We start from the raw sequence: 16,086 nt of genomic DNA on the forward strand, positions 1-16,086 counted from the left end.
GAGCTTGCTCGCGATGGCGGAGTGTCAGCCAACATCGATGTTGGATGTGCTGGCCTCATCGCGAGCAGGCTCGCTCCCACAGGGGATGGCCGTCAGCCTTCCGTCAGCGCGGTAACGACCAGCCCCACATTGCTTTCCAGCTCCGTCACCGGATCGGTCCCATCGGTGCTGAGCACCAACAACTGGCTGCCACCCTCGGTGATGGCGGCTTTCAGCGCCTCCGAAGGCTGGCGATGGTGCAGCACCAGCGCCACGTCGTTGTCTTTCAAGGTCGCGGTCAATTGCTTGAGGGCTTCGGCTGTCCAGTCGGCGTCGGGCCGGGTATCGGTGCTGATGGCGTCCAGGTTGAGCCCGCTGATCAGGTAGCCGAAATGCTCGCTCAAGCTGACCACGCTCAGGTTGTCTGCGCTGGCGAGGCGTTTTTCGCTATCGGCGCTGAGTTTGAGCAGGCGCTGCTTCAGGGCCGCCAGGTTGGCGTCGATCTTCGGTTTGTCCGCCGGGGCCAGGCGCACCAGATCGGCGGCGATCACGTCGGCCATGCGCCCCAGGTTATGACTGGCCATCCACGGCTGGCTCGCCAGGCCGTCGGCCATGCCCGGTTGCACGGCGATACCGGGCAGGGCACCGTCCACCGGGCGCGCGGCATCGACTTCGACGATGCGAATATTGCTGCGTCGGGCCATGGGGTACAGCGGATCGTCCGGCCACAGCGAGCGCAGGCCGATGACCCCGTCAGCAGCGCTGGCCAGTTTGCTCAAGGCCGGCGCGCCACGGCCGCTGAAGTAGGCGCTCTGCCGGGTGCCGGGCAGATTGGCGGGCGCGGCCCGCTCCAGGCTGACCTCGGTGCCCTTGAGCAAGGCTTCCCCCAATCCATAGGTGACTGGCAGCGATGCCAGCAGACGAACCTTTTCGCCGGCGAATGACGAGGTGATGGCCACGCCGCATAACGCGACGGCCAGGCTCAGTTGTCGCAATGAAAAAACCATTTATCCAAGATTCCCTTTGAGGCTGGGGACGACACCGCGGGCGATGGCGCTCAGGGCGAAGGCGATGCCGGCCACCAGGATGATCGCGGCACCGGATGGGATCGGCAGGTCGAACACAATCGGCGCGAGGATCCCGCACAAGGTGCTGGCGGTGGCTATCAGCACTGAACACCAGAAAAAGCCTTTCAATGATTGGCTGAGCAGGCGAGCCGCCGCAGCCGGGATCACCAGCAACGCGCCCACCAGAATGGCGCCGATGACTTTCACTGCCGCCACGGTGATCAGCGTCACCAAGATCACGAACAGGTAGTCCAGTGTCTTGACTGCCACCCCGCGCACTGCCGCCAGTTGCGGGTTGAAGCTGGCGAGCATGATGCGGTTGTACAGCGGCAAGGCCAGGGCCATCACCAGCGAGCCGACCACCGCCAGCACCAGCAGGTCATTGCCATTGACCGTCAGCACCGAGCCGAACAGTACGTTTTCCAGGATGTGTACATTGATCTTGCCCGCCAGGATCAACAGCAGGCTGGCGCCCAAGGCCAGGGACACTGACAGGAATACGCCGATCAGCGTGTCCGGCGCCAGGCCGGTGCGGTTGCGCAGGTAATTGAGCAGGATGCCGAACAACAGGCAGTAGCCGAACAGGCTGCCGTAAGGGCCGGTGTAGGGTTCGCCGAGCAGGATGCCGATGGCCACGCCGGTCAGCGCCGCATGGCCCACCGCCTCGGAGAAAAACGCGAAGCGCTTGACCACCACCAGCGTGCCGAGACCGCCCAGCACCGGGCCGATCAACAACCCGGCCAGCAACGCATTGACCACGAACCCGTAGGCCAGCGCCTCGGGCAGGTAACCGGACGAGGCCCAGCCCTGAACCATCAGACGAAAGGCTTCATAACTCATCAGGCAGCGCTCCCGTTCGTGCGCGGATGGGTGGAAAACAGCGTCAGCAGGCGTTCTGGCGTCAGGATCTGGCGGGGCGGACCGTCGAATAGCACGCGACGATTCAGGCCGGTGACACGGTCGGCCAGGCGCCCGACGGCTTCCAGGTCATGTTCGATCCAAAGCACGGTGATTCCGGCTTGGCGCCAGTCCTGCAGCAATTGCTCGAATACCTGGATACCGGCCTCATCCAGGGCCGACATCGGTTCATCCAGTACCAGCAGTTGCGGCGAGGGAATCAGCCCCTGGGCCAGCAACACTCGCTGGCGCTCACCACCGGACAGCGCGCCCATGCGCCGCTTGCGCTTGTCCTGCATGCCGACCCGCTCCAGGGCCTGGCCAATGGCCCCAGCGTAGTGCTTGCTCAAGCCGAGAAAAGCCGGTCGCCGCTGACACATCGCCGCCATGAAGTCGTCCACCGTCATGGGCAGGCCCCGGTCGAACTCCAGCGCCTGGGGCACGTAGCCGATCACCCCGGGTTCGCCTGGCCATTGCAGGCTCAAGCGTCCCTGGTGTGGCATCTGCCCGAGCAAGGTCTTGATCAGCGAACTCTTGCCGCCGCCATTGGGGCCCACCAAGGCATGGATGCTACCGGGTTCCACCTGAAACGCCACGCGGTCGAGAATGGTGGTGCGGCCCAGGTTCAGGCTGACATCGGCGAACTCGATCAAGGGGCCGACGTGTCGCAGAGTGAGGGTTTCCTGGACGGTCATGCGCCAGACTCCTGGATGGCCCGGACCACGGTGTCGAGGTTGCCGGCCATTTCCTTTTCGTACTTCTCGGGGCTGTAGTCGCCGTAGGAAATATGTGAGAGCGGGTACAGCTTCACGCCCGATTCACGCTGGATGGTGTCGACGTAGGTGGACGGGAAATCCATCTCCGAGAAGATCACCTTCACGTCCAGCTCGCGCAGTTGGTCGATGGTTTTCTTCAATTGGCTGGGGCTTGGTTCGATGCCATGGGCCGGCTCGACCACAGCGGTCACTTCCAGGCCGAATTCGCGCAACAGGTAGTCGTAGGCGGCATGCACCGTGGCGACCCGCAACTCGGCGTTGGGGGCCTGGGTCAGCTTCGCCAGGGCCGCGGCGCGCATCTGCCGCAGGCGCTTGCCGTAGGCGCGGGCGTTCTGGGTGTAGGCCTTGGCGTTGTCCGGGTCGAGCTTGCCCAGCTCTCGGGCGATGTTATTGACCTGAGCGATGGAGGCGCTGATGGACAGGAAAGTATGTGGATTCACGACCTTCCCCGCGCCACGAGCCGCCGTGCCGGTGGCAGCCAGCAGGGGCACGTTTTCATTGGCCTCGATTACTTTCACGTTCGGGGTTTCGCTGGCGGCGATCATGCGGTCGGCGAAGTCATCGTGACCCACGCCGTTGAGCACGATCACGTCGAGGCCGCTGATGCGCTTGATGTCCTCGGCCCGTGGTTCATAGGCATGGGGGTTGAAACCGGCCGGGATCAGCGGCACGACCTCGGCCTTGTCGCCGACGATGTTGCTCACATAGCTGTAATAAGGGTGCAGGGTGATGCCGATGCGCAGACGCTTGGCTGTTTCGGCGCTCACCGGCGAGGTGAACAGGCAGGCCAGCAGGCCGATCAGCAGCAGGCGCAGCAAGGGGCGGCGTTGGGATGCAATAGGCATGGGCAAACGGTCTTCTCTCGAATGAAGGCGTGGGGTCAGTGCCGGTGCTGGCGGGTTACGCCGGCATCGAATTGCGCGACGATCTGTTGCCAGCCGGTGGCGGACAGCGTCGCATCGTCCAGCGCGGTGGGCGTCGCTAGGCCGGTTCCGCGGTTGAGCCAGATGTCCGGGGCGGCGTCGGACGCTTCGCCGATACGCATCAGAAACGAGCCGGCCACCGACGGATTGGCACTGGCGCCGAAGTAAGCCCGGTTCTGCAGTTGTTGCCAGGCGTGGCCGCCCCGGCTGACGGAACTGGCGTCCTGGGCGAATGGCGCGAAGCCTTCTTCGGCCAGGGTTGGCGGACTGGGCAGGGTGGGTTGGTCTTCGCGCAGCAAGCGAATTTCATCCAGGGTCACCCGCAGGTCGGCGTAGATGCCTTGCTCGGCGGCGCTGAGGTCGCGGCGGGCGTCGAGCTGGTTCGAGGCCAGGTGAGGCGTGTCCTCGGCTTTGCCATGCCAGGCCACCACAGACCCGGCGACCACCACGATGACCAGGCAGAGCAGCAACACATACAGGGTTTCATGGCCCGCACCCGCGGGGCGGATGACTTGAGTCGTGGCGTTGCTCATGGGGCCTCGATGTCGGCTTGGTCGATTTCCACCACGTGGCCGGGGCCGGCGTCGAAGAGCACGTAGAATTCGGCGTTCGGTTTCTTGAAGGTCAGCTTCGAGTCGGCGCCGAGCTTGCCCGGGACGAGGATGGTTTCGTCATAACCGATCACGTCCAGGGTCACTCCGGGTGCACCGCTGCCGTCGGAAAAACCTCCGGTGCATTGGATCTGCTCGGCGTCGATGGCCTTGCATTCGCACATCGGGTTGTGGGCCAGGGCACTGGTGCTTGCACCTGCGCAGAACAGCAGCGCCAGGCCCTTGGATAAAGCGCGGAGGGTCATGGTTTGGCTCCTTGGTTCTTCAGCCAGGCAACGGTGGCCGGGGAGGCCTGGCTCAGGGGAATGGAGGCCTGATGCATCGAACCGTCCCAACCTTCGAGGGTTATCCACAGTTCGGCATCGGGCTGGGTCTTTGGTGGAACCGGCAACAAGGCGCCCATGCGATAGGGCGAGCCAAAGAAAATCACCCCGGCGGCCCGCAGGCTGCGGGGCTTGCCGATACGCAGGTAGGTGGCCTTGACCTGACCGATGCAGCTTTGGCACAGGGCGGCGTTGAAGTGTTTCATCGGCCCGGCAGGCCCTTGGACGCGGGGGGCTTCGTTGCGAAATTCGGCCAGGCGCAGGCTCCAGGGACCGACCTGGACTTCACCGACTTCCCGCTCGCCGAGCCCGGCATCGCCGCGAAACAACGACGCCTCCGAGAAATACTTGGGCATGAAGCCCAGGGGAATCAGCAGCAACAGCACGTTGAGGTGAAAGCGCCATTTGTGCCAGAACAGGCTCAGGCGTGACGGTGGCGAGGCTGTGTTGGACGGGTTCACAGGTTGCCCTCCGGCGATTCACGCTGCATGGACGGCTGCAATGCCCGGGCAGCCCGGGCTTCACGTGCAGGTTTTTGGCTGCGCTTGAACGCATTGGCAGTGGCCAGGGCGGTGCGTTTGGTCCAGATCAGCAACCCGCTGAGGACCATCATGCTCAGGATCAAGCCGAAGAAGAACCAGATGAGTTTGATCCAGAGGCCGCCAAAATCCCCGGTGTGCAGTGGGCGCATGGACTCGGTGACGAACTCCAGCGTCGTGCGGTCCGACAGCAACCGCGAGGCCGCCACGTCACCGTTGTAGGGATTGATGGTGGCGGTCTGGTACATCAGCGGGTACCAACCACGGCCGCCGACTTCCAGATGGCTGTAGGCGTTGCCGGGCAGGCTGACAAAGCTCGCTTCCAAGCCCGGGATGCGCTGCCGGGCGATCTCGATGGCCCGGTCCAGGTTCAGTTGCGGCGGCGCAACGCCATCGACGGACAGCGGCACGCTTTCCCGGGCGACGACCGGGATGACTGGGGCGCTGGAGATGGAAATCTGGTTGTCGGACAGCAAGGCTTCGATCAGGAACCAGGTGCCGGTGACGGAGATGACCGCGATGAACCAGATCGACCAGATACCGCTGAGCCGGTGGAAGTCGCCCCAGAAAATGCGGGCACCGTGGCGGATACGCAAGGTTGGACGGAAAAAGCCTTTCCAGAAGCGCTTGTAGACCACCAGCCCGGTCACCAGGGACGCCAGCAACGGTAGCCCCAGGAGCGACACCAGGTACCAGCCCCAGCTGTAGCCGTTGGTGAACGGCACCAACCACCATCCGTGCAGCGCGCGGGTGAAGCCCCTGAAATTGAACGCCGGTGCCGAGCCCTGGATGACGCCGCTGTACGGATTGACGTAGACCGTGTCGGGGCGCCCGTCGGGATAGGTTACCTTGGCCTCAAGCGCAAAATGTGACTCGTCCGGACGCGCGATGCTTTGCACCTGGGTCTGCGGCTGGGCGTGCTTGATCGCAGCGATCACCTGGTCATAGCTGAGCAGCGGGGCATCGTCCGAGGGCTTGCTGGCGCGCATGTCGGGGTTGACCAACCAGACGATCTCCTGGCTGACCACCGCGAGGGTGCCGGTCACGCAAACGATGAGCACGAAAAACCAGATGGGCAGGGCCAGCCAGCTATGAACCAGGAACCAGAGTTTGGAGCGGGACTTCTTCGACATGATTGAACGTCTTGATTCGATGAAAGGCTCGGTATTACGGGCTTCGCAATACCCCTGAACCCTGAAAGGCCGGCCGTGGCTTTTGCCGACGCGGCCTGCTGCATCTAATTAAGACGAACGAGCGAGTGAAATCCTGAAGGAGAAGATGAAAGAAAATGTTTCGCGTTCAAATGTTCACGACGTGTGGCGAAGGAGCAGGCTTCCTCGCCACAGTCGGTTGGCCTTAGAACACGTCAGCCTTGTTGTTGGAACATCTCCCTGGCCCGTTGCTCGATCTGTTCCTGGCTCAGATCTTCCTTGTGCGTCGCCAGGAACCACAGATGCCCATAGGGATCTTTCAAGGTGCCGGTACGATCGCCGTAAAACTGGTCCTTGACCTCTGAAATCACTGTGCCACCAGCCGCAATGGCCTGGGCAAATGCGCTGTCCACGTCTTCGACATATAAATGCAGGCCGACCGATGGCGATTTGTCCGGGTTGCTCAGTGGGCCTTGGTCGCAAGGCGTGCCGAGCATGATAGGAAACCCGTTGATCCGCAGTTCGGCATGCCCGATGCCTCCGTCGGGCATGGCCAAGCGCATGACCTCGGTGGCATTGAAGGCTTTTTTGTAGAAGTCGATGGCTTCGGCAGCTTTTTGAATGCCCAGGTAGGGCGTGATGTTATGGAAACCTTCGGGAATGGCTTTGACACCCATGACGGTTCTCCTTGTTGTTATGGGAGGCGAAGAGAGTCTTCGTCGTTTTGCGCCCATCCACTATAGGTCAGCCGCCGTGGACGGGCTCATGTCCCGACGAACGCTTCACGGCTGCTCCAGCAGGTGAGCCCCTGGCCCGTGTTTGCCCAGCACGTCGCCCTGATTGCGCAGCGGGCAAGCCTCCATCGACAGGCATCCGCAGCCGATGCAGCCGTTGAGTCGATCACGCAGCGCCACCAATTGGTTGATGCGCTCGTCCAGGTCCCGGCTCCACTGCGCCGACAAGGTCTGCCAGTCGGCGGCCGTTGGCGCACGGTTGTCCGGCAGGTTGTTCAACGCCTCGCCGATCTCCGCCAAAGGAATACCCAGGCGCTGGGCAACCTTGATCAGCGCCACGCGGCGCAATACTGCCCGTGAGTAGCGACGTTGGTTGCCCTGGTTGCGCGTGCTTTTGATCAGCCCCTTGGATTCATAGAAGTGCAGGGCCGTGACCGCCACGCCGCTGCGGGCGGCCACCTGGCCGACGGTGAGTTCCTTGTGGATATCGATCTGCGTCATCGCTTCGATTCGCTGCTTGACCTAAAGTTAACTTTAGGTTTTACCCTGCACGCGTTCGGGTCGCAAGATCCGCCTTACGTGCAGAGGGGACCTTTCATGCAATCACCAAGGAACAACCGCAGTTTCACCCAGTTGATGGAATTCGATATCGAACCGCAATGGCAGCAGGCGCTGGTAACCGCCTTGTCGGAACAAACCGAGCGCCTGGCTCGGGACCACCCGGGGTTCCTGAGTGCCAGTATCCAGGCCAGCGAGGATGGTCGGCGGGTGCTCAACTATTTGCAGTGGCAAACCCGCGAGGCAGGCGAGGCGGCGCTTCAAAGCTTCGAAACGGGCGAGCGGGATTTCTGGTGGCTGATCCAGGCTCATCGAGCCAAAGCCGTGACGTTTGGCTCGTTCCAAGTGCTGCACAACATCGAGCGCAGTCTGGACAACGCGTTGCATTGCCAGTTGGTCGACTGAGTGCAGCGGCTGATCCGCAAAGGCAATAGCCACTATCGAGAGGGTTGATTTCTGCCGCGCAGGGCTGGCGGGTAGCCTTTGTTCATCGCCCAACTCCAGAACACCGGACACTTGCCATGAACCGTACCCTTGCTGTTTTGCTGCTGTTGACCGCCACCCTCCTGGGCGGTTGCGCCAGTTCTTCCCCGGAGCTGCGCCCCTACACCGCCGACGAGACCCGCGAACTGGCGCTTGAGGCCTTGAATCGCCGCGGCCTCTCGTTCGATGAGTACCACGCGAAAAAAGCCGAGTTACTCGGTTCGTCGCAGAAAAACGTGGGTTTCGACGATCAGGGCCAGATGAGTGCCGAGCGGGTCGTGCAACAGCCAGGCCGGTCAAGTTGAGGGACTGTACTGCTTAAAGTTTTGCCCAACTGTCCGTGGGTTTGCGCCAAGGCGTGGGGTAGGGTCGTGACTTGACTGACCGCCCTGATGGACTGACTTGAAATGACCCTTTCGCTTGACCTGCTGCTGGGCTTCGCCCTGTTTGCCCTGGTGACCTCGATCACGCCTGGCCCTAACAACACCATGTTGTTGGCCTCGGGTGTCAATTTCGGTTTCAACCGCACCATTCCTCACATGCTGGGTATCACCTGCGGCTTCTTTTCCCTGGTGCTGGCGGTGGGCCTTGGCCTGGGCGCGGTGTTCCAGACTTATCCACTGCTGTATACCGCGCTGCGCTACATCGGCGCGGCGTATCTGTTGTACCTGGCGTGGAAAATCGCCCACTCCGGTCCGGTTTCGGAAAGCCAGCCGGCAGACAATACGCCGATCAGCTACTGGGGCGCGGCGGCGTTCCAATGGGTCAATCCCAAGGCCTGGATCATGGCCATCGGTGCCATCAGCACGTACACGCCACTTCAGGGTTATTTCTTCAACGTGTTGGTGATTGCGGCGGTGTTTGCCCTGATCAACCTGCCAAGCGTGAGTCTGTGGGTGGTATGCGGCAGCCTGTTGCGCAACCTGTTGCGTGATCGTCGCTGGTTGCGCCTGTTCAACTGGGGCATGGCGCTGCTGTTGGTCGCTTCGCTGTATCCATTGTTGCTCGAAAGCATCAGTTGAGGGCTGAGCTTCGCCGCGATGCCTGCTAAGCTCGCTGTTCAGGAGCGTTCCTACGCACTTTTAAACGAAGTCCGACTTCTTTAAGGTCTTTGATCAGGTATTGCTAGTCTCGAACCCAACGAGGGCGCCTGATCCCGGAGCAGGCTCTGCGAGTTTCCTATGAATAAACGTCCTTTGTATTTCGACTACGCCGCCACCACGCCGGTGGATGAGCGGGTCATCCGGGTCATGGTCGAGTGTCTGGGCTTTGACGGCAACTTTGGCAACCCGGCTTCCAGTTCCCATGCCTTCGGCCAGGAGGCTCGGCGCTCGGTAGAGCGTGCCCGCCAGCAGGTGGCGCAACTGGTCGGGGCTCAGCCCGAACAGATCATCTGGACGTCCGGCGCTACCGAGTCCAATAACCTGGCCCTCAAGGGGGTGGCCCAGGCGCGCGGTGGTTCCGCCGGCCATGTCATCACCAGTCTGATCGAACACAAGGCGATTCTCGATACGGCGCGCCAGCTTGAAGAGAGCGGCGTCGCGGTGACCTGGCTGGCGCCGGACGCCGAGGGCCTGATCAGCCCGCAAGCGGTTCGCGAGGCGTTGCGCGAAGACACGTTCCTGGTGTCGCTGATGCTGGTGAACAACGAGTTGGGCACTGTCAACGACGTCATCGCCATCGGCGAGATCGTTCGCGAGCACGGTGCGCTGTTTCATGTGGACGCAGCCCAGGGCGCCGGGAAGGTGCAGATCGACCTGTCTCGTTGGCCGGTGGACCTGATGTCTTTTTCCGCGCACAAGATCTACGGCCCCAAGGGCATCGGTGCGCTCTACGTCGGCGAGCGTGCCCGGCCACGTTTGTCGGCACAGATTCACGGCGGTGGGCATGAAGGTGGTTTGCGCTCCGGGACCCTGGCGACCCACCAGATCGCAGCCATGGGCGCCGCATTCGAACTCGCGGCCGAGGCATTCGACGAAGAACTCGCTAAAATTGCCCGGTTGCGCAATCGTTTGCTTGAGCCGCTGCGGGCCTTGCCCGGTGTGCGTATAAACGGCAGTGCGAGCCGCCGGATTCCCCACACGCTGAGCCTGACCTTCAACGAAGGTGAGTTCAACCCGGCGGCGTTGAGCGCATCGATTGCATTTTCCGCCACCTCGGCCTGCAATTCGGCGCAGAACAGCCCGTCCCACGTGCTGCTGGCCCTGGGGCACGATGCGCGCGCGGCCGGGCGAACCATTCGCCTGAGCCTGGGCCGCTTTACCACTGAACAGGATATCGACGAGGCGGTGCGGCTGATCCAGGCGGCGTGCGCGACTGCGCCGGCGTTCTGGGCCACGACCCCATAAGCCGTTTTCGGCATCGAACAACAATATCAATGAGCAGGAGAAACAATGAGCACCGAGCCTTTGTCCCGTGGACTGGTTCCCCAGCGCCTGGCCAAAATCCGCCAACTGATGAGCCGAGAGGGCATTCATGCGCTTCTGGTGCCATCGGCCGACCCGCATCTGTCCGAATATCTGCCGGGCTATTGGCAGGGGCGGCAATGGTTGTCGGGCTTCCATGGCTCGGTGGGTACCTTGATCGTGACGGGCAGTTTCGCTGGCGTCTGGGCCGATAGCCGTTACTGGGAGCAGGCCACCAAGGAACTGGAGGGCAGTGGTATCGAACTGGTCAAGCTCATTCCCGGCCAACCCGGCCCCTTGGACTGGCTGGCGGAACAAACGCCTGAGGGTGGGGTGGTCGCCGTCGACGGTGCGGTCATGGCCGTGGCATCGGCCCGAACCCTGGGTGGCAAACTTGCGGAGCGCGGCGCGCGGTTGCGTACCGACATCGATCTGCTCAAGGAGGCCTGGAGCGATCGCCCAAGCTTGCCGGATCAGCCGGTCTATGCCCATTTACCGCCCCAGGCGACCGTCAGCCGGGTCGAGAAACTCACCAAGCTGCGCGAATCCCTCAAGGAGCGTGGTGCCGACTGGCATTTCATCGCCACGCTGGATGACATCGCCTGGTTGTTCAACCTGCGCGGCGCGGATGTGTCGTTCAACCCGGTGTTCGTTTCCTTCGCATTGATCGGCCAGCAACAGGCGACGCTGTTCGTGGCCCTGGACAAGGTTGACGCAGCGCTGCGTGCCGTTCTTGAACAGGACGGCGTGACCCTGCGCGATTACAGCGAAGCCGCCGCCGCTTTGCGTGAAGTGCCGGACGGTGCGAGCCTGCAGATCGATCCGGCGCGGGTGACGGTCGGCTTGCTGGATAATCTGGGCAGCGGCGTGAAGCTGGTCGAAGGTCTCAACCCAACGACGCTGGCCAAGTCCCGAAAAAGCCTGGCCGATGCCGAGCACATCCGTCGGGCCATGGAGCAGGATGGCGCGGCGCTCTGTGAGTTCTTCGCCTGGCTGGAAGGGGCCTGGGGGCGCGAGCGCATCACCGAATTGACCATCGACGAGCACCTGACCGCCGCCCGCACGCGCCGGCCGGACTTCGTCTCCCTGAGTTTCAACACCATCGCCGCCTTTAACGCCAACGGCGCGATGCCTCATTACCACGCCACGGAAGAAGCCCATGCGGTCATCGAAGGTGATGGCCTGTTGCTGATCGATTCCGGCGGCCAGTACTTGGGGGGCACCACCGACATCACTCGCATGGTGCCGGTCGGCACACCCACTGCCGAGCAGAAACGAGATTGCACGCGCGTGCTCAAGGGCGTGATTGCCCTGTCCCGGGCCAAATTCCCACGGGGCATTCTTTCGCCGTTGCTGGATGCCATCGCGCGCGCACCGATCTGGGCGGAGCAGGTGGATTACGGCCACGGCACCGGTCATGGTGTCGGCTATTTCCTCAATGTCCACGAAGGCCCGCAGGTGATTGCCTATCAAGCCGCTGCCGCGCCGCAAACGGCGATGCAGGTTGGCATGATCACCTCCATCGAGCCGGGCACTTATCGTCCCGGTCGCTGGGGTGTGCGTATAGAGAACCTGGTGTTGAACCGTGAAGCCGGAAGCAGCGAGTTCGGCGAGTTCCTTGAGTTCGAAACCCTGACCCTGTGCCCGATCGATACCCGCTGCCTGGAACCTTCTTTGCTGACCCAGGACGAAAAAGACTGGTTCAACGCTTACCACGCCGAGGTTCAGCGTCGCTTAGGCCCGTTGCTGGACGGTGACGCACTGCAATGGCTGAACACGCGAACGATGGCAATTTGAAGTAGAGGATCAGGCAAGGGCTTCACGGACGAAGTCCAACCGATCCTGGCCGAAGAACAACTCGTTGCCGACAAACATGCTCGGGGCGCCGAACACGCCTCGTGCGACGGCTTCTTCAGTGGCGGTCTTGAGGGCTTGCTTGACCTGCTCGTCGTTCGTCAGGGCCAGCACATAGTCGGCGTCGAAACCGCCTTCGTTCAGGACTGCTGCGACGGTCGTGGGGTCATTGAGGTTGCGGGCGTCCACCCAAAAGGCGCGGAACAGGCAATCGACGAAGGCCTCGAAGCGTTCAGGGTGGCCCAATTGCATGCCAGTCACCGCGCGCATCAGTTGCAGTGTATTGATGGGGAAGTGTGGATTGAACTTGAAGGCGACCCCGTAGCGCTTGGCGAAGCGATTCAGATCCTTGAACAGGTAAGGATTCTTGGCCGGCACTGTCGCTGGTGATGCATTGCCGGTTGCTTTGAAGACGCCACCCAATAACATCGGGCGATAGATCAGCTGGCTGTTGGTCTGCGCGCACAGCGTCGGCAACTGGGTGTAGGCCAGGTACGTGGTCGGGCTGCCGAAATCGAAGTAAAACTCCACCGATTTGCTCATGGGATCTGCTCTCTTGTTGTGTGAGGGGAGGTTTACCAGCGTTCGCTCCAGGGCCGCAGGTCCAGTTCGAAGGTCCAGGCGTCGCGGGGTTGGCTGTGCAGGTACCAGTAATTGTCGGCGATGTGTTCAGGGTTCAGGATGCCGTCCTGATCCTTGGTGGCATATTTCTCCGGGAAATTATCGCGGATGAAGTCAGTGTCGATGGCGCCGTCCACCACCACGTGGGCCACGTGAATATTCATCGGTCCCAGCTCACGGGCCATGCTCTGGGCCAGTGCCCGGATGCCATGCTTGGCGCCCGCGAATGCGGCGAACCCCGAAGCGCCACGCAATCCCGCCGTTGCCCCGGTAAACAGAATCGTCCCGCGCTGGCGCTTGACCATGCGCTTGGCCACTTCCCGTGCATTGAGAAAGCCTGAGAAACAGGCCATTTCCCAGATCTTGAAATACTTGCGTGCGGTTTCTTCGAGGATGCTGCAGGGGACGTTGGCGCCGATGTTGAACACAAAGGCTTCGATCGGGCCGATCTGGTTCTCGATTTGCTCGATGAGTGCGATCACGTCGTCCTCTTTGCGTGCATCGCAGGCAAACCCGTGGGCTTCGCCGCCTTGGGCGCGGATTCCATCCACCAGGGGTTCGAGTTTGTCGGCGCTGCGACGGGTAACACAGGCAATAAAACCTTCCTGCGCAAAGCGTTTGGCAATCGCTCCGCCGGTGGCATCGCCTGCGCCAACAACCAGTACGACCTTCTTGTTATTCATGGTCAGCCTCATTGGTAAACGATCGTTAACTAAACGGACGTTATGCTAAGATCCGGCAAGCGTCAAGGTGAGCAATCAGGGGCAGGAACCGTGCGATATTCAGCCAATCACAAAATGGAAACCCGCGAGAAACTGCTCGCCAGCAGTGCCGTCTCTGCCAAGAAGTCGGGTTTCTCCACGGTCGGCGTCGATGGTTTGATGAAAGCTATCGGGTTGAGCGGCGGTGCGTTTTATAGCCACTTCTCATCGAAGGATGAGCTTTTCAAGGCCATTGTTGAGCGGGAATTGGCCCAAAGCCTGGATCGTCTGAGTGGCGACGGTGCGATGGACTCAATGAAGCTGGAGCGCTGCCTCAAGCAGTACCTGAGCATGAGCCACGTTGAGCAGCCCGAAGCAGGGTGTGCGTTACCGGTGCTGGGTGCCGAGATCGCGCGATCGGATGTCCAGGTGAGGGAGGCGGCGCAAACGTGGATCTGTCGTTTGCACGAAAGCTGGGCGCGGATATTGGGAAGCGACAGTCTGGCCTGGGCAATCCTGTCTCAATGCGTGGGAGCATTGGTGGTTGCGCGGATGCTGGTCACGCCGCAGGTCCAGCGTGACGTCCTCAAATCCAGTCATGAGGAGATTAGGCGCCGAATGGCCGAGCAAGGGCTCGACTGACGTGGCCTATTTACAGATGACGATCATGCTGCGGCTGGTATAGCCAGCGGGGTTGAGCCCGAAGGGATAATCCCCGGGCTCCTCGACGGCGTCGCCGGACTTGGCAATGACCTTGTAACCCTTGGGAGCACATGAATTGGCGGCGCTGGCGGCGCACTGATCCCAGGATGAGGACAGGCCGGAGCAGTTGATGTGCAGGCCTTTCTTGCCGCGCTTGACTTCAGTTTTCGATGTTGCCGCACAGCCTGCTACTGCAAGTACGGCGATCAGTATCAAAATTCGTTTCATTCCCGTCCTTATAATCGTCGTGGATCTTGTGTCCACGTACGATTGTGTTCGCTCTTGCTTGAAGCGTTCATGACGTCCTGTATGAAAAAATCCATGTCTGACATTGGGTTACCGGTCTAAACATGGCCTAAATGCGGGGCAAATACCAGACCTTCGTTAAATCCTGCTTCAATCTGCCGCGACGGCAGGCTTCGCAGTGTTGCCCATGGTCATCGTTGCGCCGACCGACGCGAGGATGATGCAGGTAATGGCGAGCCATTGGGCCAAGGACAAGTACTCCTGCAGAAAGACTAGCCCCGACAGGGCCGCGACTGCCGGTTCGACGCTCATCAGAGTACCGAAAGTGCGGGCTGGCATTCGGGTCAGGGAGATCATTTCCAGGGTGTAGGGCAGGGCCGTAGACAGGATGGCGACGCCGATGGCGATTGGAATCAGGCTCGGTGTGAGCAGTGCGGCACCCGCGTGCACGATACCAATCGGTGCGACGAACAGAGCGGCGATCATTACCCCCAAAGCGGCGGTTTGTACGCCATTGTCCGCACCGGCTTTCTGGCCAAACAGGATGTACAACGCCCAGCAAACACCTGCGCCCAGCGCGTAGCCGGCTCCAAGCAGGTCAATACCGGCATTGGTCGCACCGGTCGGTATAAGCAGAAGCAGGCCAGCGACTGCCAGGGCGATCCAGAGAAAATCGATTGCCCTGCGTGAGGCGTATATGGCGACTGCCAGGGGGCCGGTGAACTCCAGTGCTACGGCAATGCCCAGTGGAACGGTACGAACCGACATATAGAAGAGAAAGTTCATGCCGCCCAATGCCATCCCGTAAACGATCACGGTGCGCAGGGATTGGGCGGTGAGCTTGGCGCGCCAGGGACGTAGCAATAACAGCATGATGAGGCTGGCAAAAATGAGTCGCAGCGTTGTTGTGCCCTGTGCGCCCACTACAGGGAACATGCTTTTGGCGAGGGAGGCTCCCGATTGAATGGAGGCCATGGCTATTAATAGTAGGGCAACCGGATACAGGGTGGCGGCCAGGCTGCGATGTGGAGGGGGTGTCATTACGAAGTGTCGTCCAGAATAAAGGCGGGGGGCAATGTTGAGCAGTATATTGCGCATATGCAGCGATTCCGTCTATATACCGGGCAGATTTAAGTGTCATGTCGGGCTAAAGATAGAAAAATCAAATTAAGGGTTGACGGCAGATTCTGGAAGTCTATAATTCGCCCCACTTCCGGCGCAGTCGAAACGGAAAACTCCTTGAGATTCAATGAGTTAAGTAGGTTTCGAAGGTGCAGGGCTTCAGTTCATCGAGGTCCGGAAGGAGCAGGTGGAGCGGTGTTGTTTGGCTCTATCGGCGGTTCGATCTTCTCGGTCGAAAGCGGTGAAAAAGAGGTGTTGACAGCAGCGAGTAACGCTGTAGAATTCGCCTCCCGCTAACGAGAGATCGGAAGCGCAAGTGGTTGAAGTTGTTGATGTTTCCGAAGCGAAACTTTGAAAACTTCTGAAAATAACCGCTTGACAGATACACGGGGCG

The 16,086-nt window shown here is 61.2% G+C and carries 20 protein-coding genes; 6 read left to right on the plus strand and 14 right to left on the minus strand.

Features of this window, described 5'->3' with window-relative positions; translation table 11 throughout:
* Positions 1 to 92 precede the first annotated feature (92 nt).
* From BM300_RS09805 to soxR, 10 genes are all read right to left on the minus strand, one after another.
* On the minus strand, positions 93 to 986 hold the full coding sequence (locus BM300_RS09805; protein ID WP_092225158.1) for a metal ABC transporter solute-binding protein, Zn/Mn family: 894 nt from the start codon (positions 984 to 986) through the stop codon (positions 93 to 95).
* Complete coding sequence (locus tag BM300_RS09810; protein WP_003204050.1) at positions 987 to 1,886, minus strand: metal ABC transporter permease; 900 nt, start codon at positions 1,884 to 1,886, stop codon at positions 987 to 989. It lies immediately after the preceding gene.
* The gene (locus BM300_RS09815) at positions 1,886 to 2,638 is read right to left on the minus strand and encodes a metal ABC transporter ATP-binding protein (RefSeq protein ID WP_072348744.1); all 753 of its coding nucleotides are present in this window, start codon (positions 2,636 to 2,638) and stop codon (positions 1,886 to 1,888) included. The genes BM300_RS09810 and BM300_RS09815 overlap by 1 nt, the downstream gene beginning before the upstream one ends.
* On the minus strand, positions 2,635 to 3,564 hold the full coding sequence (locus BM300_RS09820) for a metal ABC transporter substrate-binding protein (RefSeq protein ID WP_072348746.1): 930 nt from the start codon (positions 3,562 to 3,564) through the stop codon (positions 2,635 to 2,637). Before BM300_RS09820 ends, BM300_RS09815 begins: the two co-directional genes overlap by 4 nt.
* A 35-nt stretch (positions 3,565 to 3,599) precedes the next feature.
* On the minus strand, positions 3,600 to 4,175 hold the full coding sequence (locus BM300_RS09825; protein ID WP_092348472.1) for a DUF6162 family protein: 576 nt from the start codon (positions 4,173 to 4,175) through the stop codon (positions 3,600 to 3,602).
* Positions 4,172 to 4,498 carry a hypothetical protein gene (locus BM300_RS09830; protein ID WP_063325011.1) on the minus strand — a complete coding sequence of 109 codons (327 nt, stop codon included), beginning with the start codon at positions 4,496 to 4,498 and terminating at the stop codon, positions 4,172 to 4,174. The genes BM300_RS09825 and BM300_RS09830 overlap by 4 nt, the downstream gene beginning before the upstream one ends.
* On the minus strand, positions 4,495 to 5,037 hold the full coding sequence (locus tag BM300_RS09835; RefSeq protein ID WP_092225164.1) for a thiamine pyrophosphate-binding protein: 543 nt from the start codon (positions 5,035 to 5,037) through the stop codon (positions 4,495 to 4,497). The genes BM300_RS09830 and BM300_RS09835 overlap by 4 nt, the downstream gene beginning before the upstream one ends.
* Complete coding sequence (locus BM300_RS09840) at positions 5,034 to 6,248, minus strand: PepSY-associated TM helix domain-containing protein (protein WP_092225166.1); 1,215 nt, start codon at positions 6,246 to 6,248, stop codon at positions 5,034 to 5,036. The genes BM300_RS09835 and BM300_RS09840 overlap by 4 nt, the downstream gene beginning before the upstream one ends.
* Before the next feature lie 233 nt (positions 6,249 to 6,481).
* On the minus strand, positions 6,482 to 6,943 hold the full coding sequence (locus BM300_RS09845) for a VOC family protein (protein ID WP_092348463.1): 462 nt from the start codon (positions 6,941 to 6,943) through the stop codon (positions 6,482 to 6,484).
* 105 nt (positions 6,944 to 7,048) lie between these two features.
* Positions 7,049 to 7,501 carry a redox-sensitive transcriptional activator SoxR gene (soxR, locus tag BM300_RS09850; RefSeq protein ID WP_072348756.1) on the minus strand — a complete coding sequence of 151 codons (453 nt, stop codon included), beginning with the start codon at positions 7,499 to 7,501 and terminating at the stop codon, positions 7,049 to 7,051.
* A 96-nt stretch (positions 7,502 to 7,597) separates the two neighbouring features.
* Between soxR and BM300_RS09855 the strand changes: the two genes are divergently transcribed.
* The 5 genes from BM300_RS09855 to BM300_RS09875 all read left to right on the plus strand — a co-directional run bounded on the left by BM300_RS09855 (position 7,598) and on the right by BM300_RS09875 (position 12,243).
* Entirely contained in the window at positions 7,598 to 7,963 is a 366-nt protein-coding gene (locus BM300_RS09855) for an antibiotic biosynthesis monooxygenase (protein ID WP_092348460.1), read from the plus strand.
* Between the two features lie 116 nt (positions 7,964 to 8,079).
* Positions 8,080 to 8,346, plus strand: coding sequence for a hypothetical protein (locus tag BM300_RS09860; protein WP_092147440.1), 267 nt, complete (start codon positions 8,080 to 8,082; stop codon positions 8,344 to 8,346).
* Between the two features lie 102 nt (positions 8,347 to 8,448).
* Positions 8,449 to 9,063, plus strand: a complete 615-nt coding sequence (locus tag BM300_RS09865; protein WP_072348762.1) for a LysE family translocator — start codon at positions 8,449 to 8,451, stop codon at positions 9,061 to 9,063.
* A gap of 159 nt (positions 9,064 to 9,222) precedes the next feature.
* Positions 9,223 to 10,389 carry a cysteine desulfurase family protein gene (locus BM300_RS09870; protein WP_092462697.1) on the plus strand — a complete coding sequence of 389 codons (1,167 nt, stop codon included), beginning with the start codon at positions 9,223 to 9,225 and terminating at the stop codon, positions 10,387 to 10,389.
* A 45-nt stretch (positions 10,390 to 10,434) separates the two neighbouring features.
* The gene (locus BM300_RS09875) at positions 10,435 to 12,243 is read left to right on the plus strand and encodes an aminopeptidase P family protein (RefSeq protein WP_092147446.1); all 1,809 of its coding nucleotides are present in this window, start codon (positions 10,435 to 10,437) and stop codon (positions 12,241 to 12,243) included.
* A gap of 9 nt (positions 12,244 to 12,252) precedes the next feature.
* Here BM300_RS09875 and BM300_RS09880 read toward each other — a convergent pair whose 3' ends face one another.
* The gene (locus BM300_RS09880) at positions 12,253 to 12,843 is read right to left on the minus strand and encodes a 2-hydroxychromene-2-carboxylate isomerase (protein WP_092462699.1); all 591 of its coding nucleotides are present in this window, start codon (positions 12,841 to 12,843) and stop codon (positions 12,253 to 12,255) included.
* Between the two features lie 32 nt (positions 12,844 to 12,875).
* Positions 12,876 to 13,604, minus strand: a complete 729-nt coding sequence (locus BM300_RS09885) for an SDR family oxidoreductase (RefSeq protein ID WP_072348769.1) — start codon at positions 13,602 to 13,604, stop codon at positions 12,876 to 12,878.
* Positions 13,605 to 13,694: 90 nt separating this feature from the next.
* On the opposite strand from BM300_RS09885, the gene BM300_RS09890 reads away from it, so the two are divergent.
* Complete coding sequence (locus BM300_RS09890) at positions 13,695 to 14,264, plus strand: TetR/AcrR family transcriptional regulator (protein WP_018600292.1); 570 nt, start codon at positions 13,695 to 13,697, stop codon at positions 14,262 to 14,264.
* Between the two features lie 6 nt (positions 14,265 to 14,270).
* Here the strand turns inward: BM300_RS09890 and BM300_RS09895 are convergent, their stop codons facing one another.
* Both BM300_RS09895 and rhtA read right to left on the minus strand, forming a co-directional pair.
* On the minus strand, positions 14,271 to 14,552 hold the full coding sequence (locus BM300_RS09895; protein ID WP_014337379.1) for a hypothetical protein: 282 nt from the start codon (positions 14,550 to 14,552) through the stop codon (positions 14,271 to 14,273).
* Positions 14,553 to 14,720: 168 nt separating this feature from the next.
* Positions 14,721 to 15,611, minus strand: a complete 891-nt coding sequence (gene rhtA, locus BM300_RS09900; protein ID WP_072348772.1) for a threonine/homoserine exporter RhtA — start codon at positions 15,609 to 15,611, stop codon at positions 14,721 to 14,723.
* Positions 15,612 to 16,086 lie beyond the last annotated feature (475 nt).

The organism is Pseudomonas sp. NFACC46-3 (assembly GCF_900114515.1).
Classification (GTDB): Bacteria; Pseudomonadota; Gammaproteobacteria; order Pseudomonadales; family Pseudomonadaceae; genus Aquipseudomonas; species Aquipseudomonas fluorescens_Q.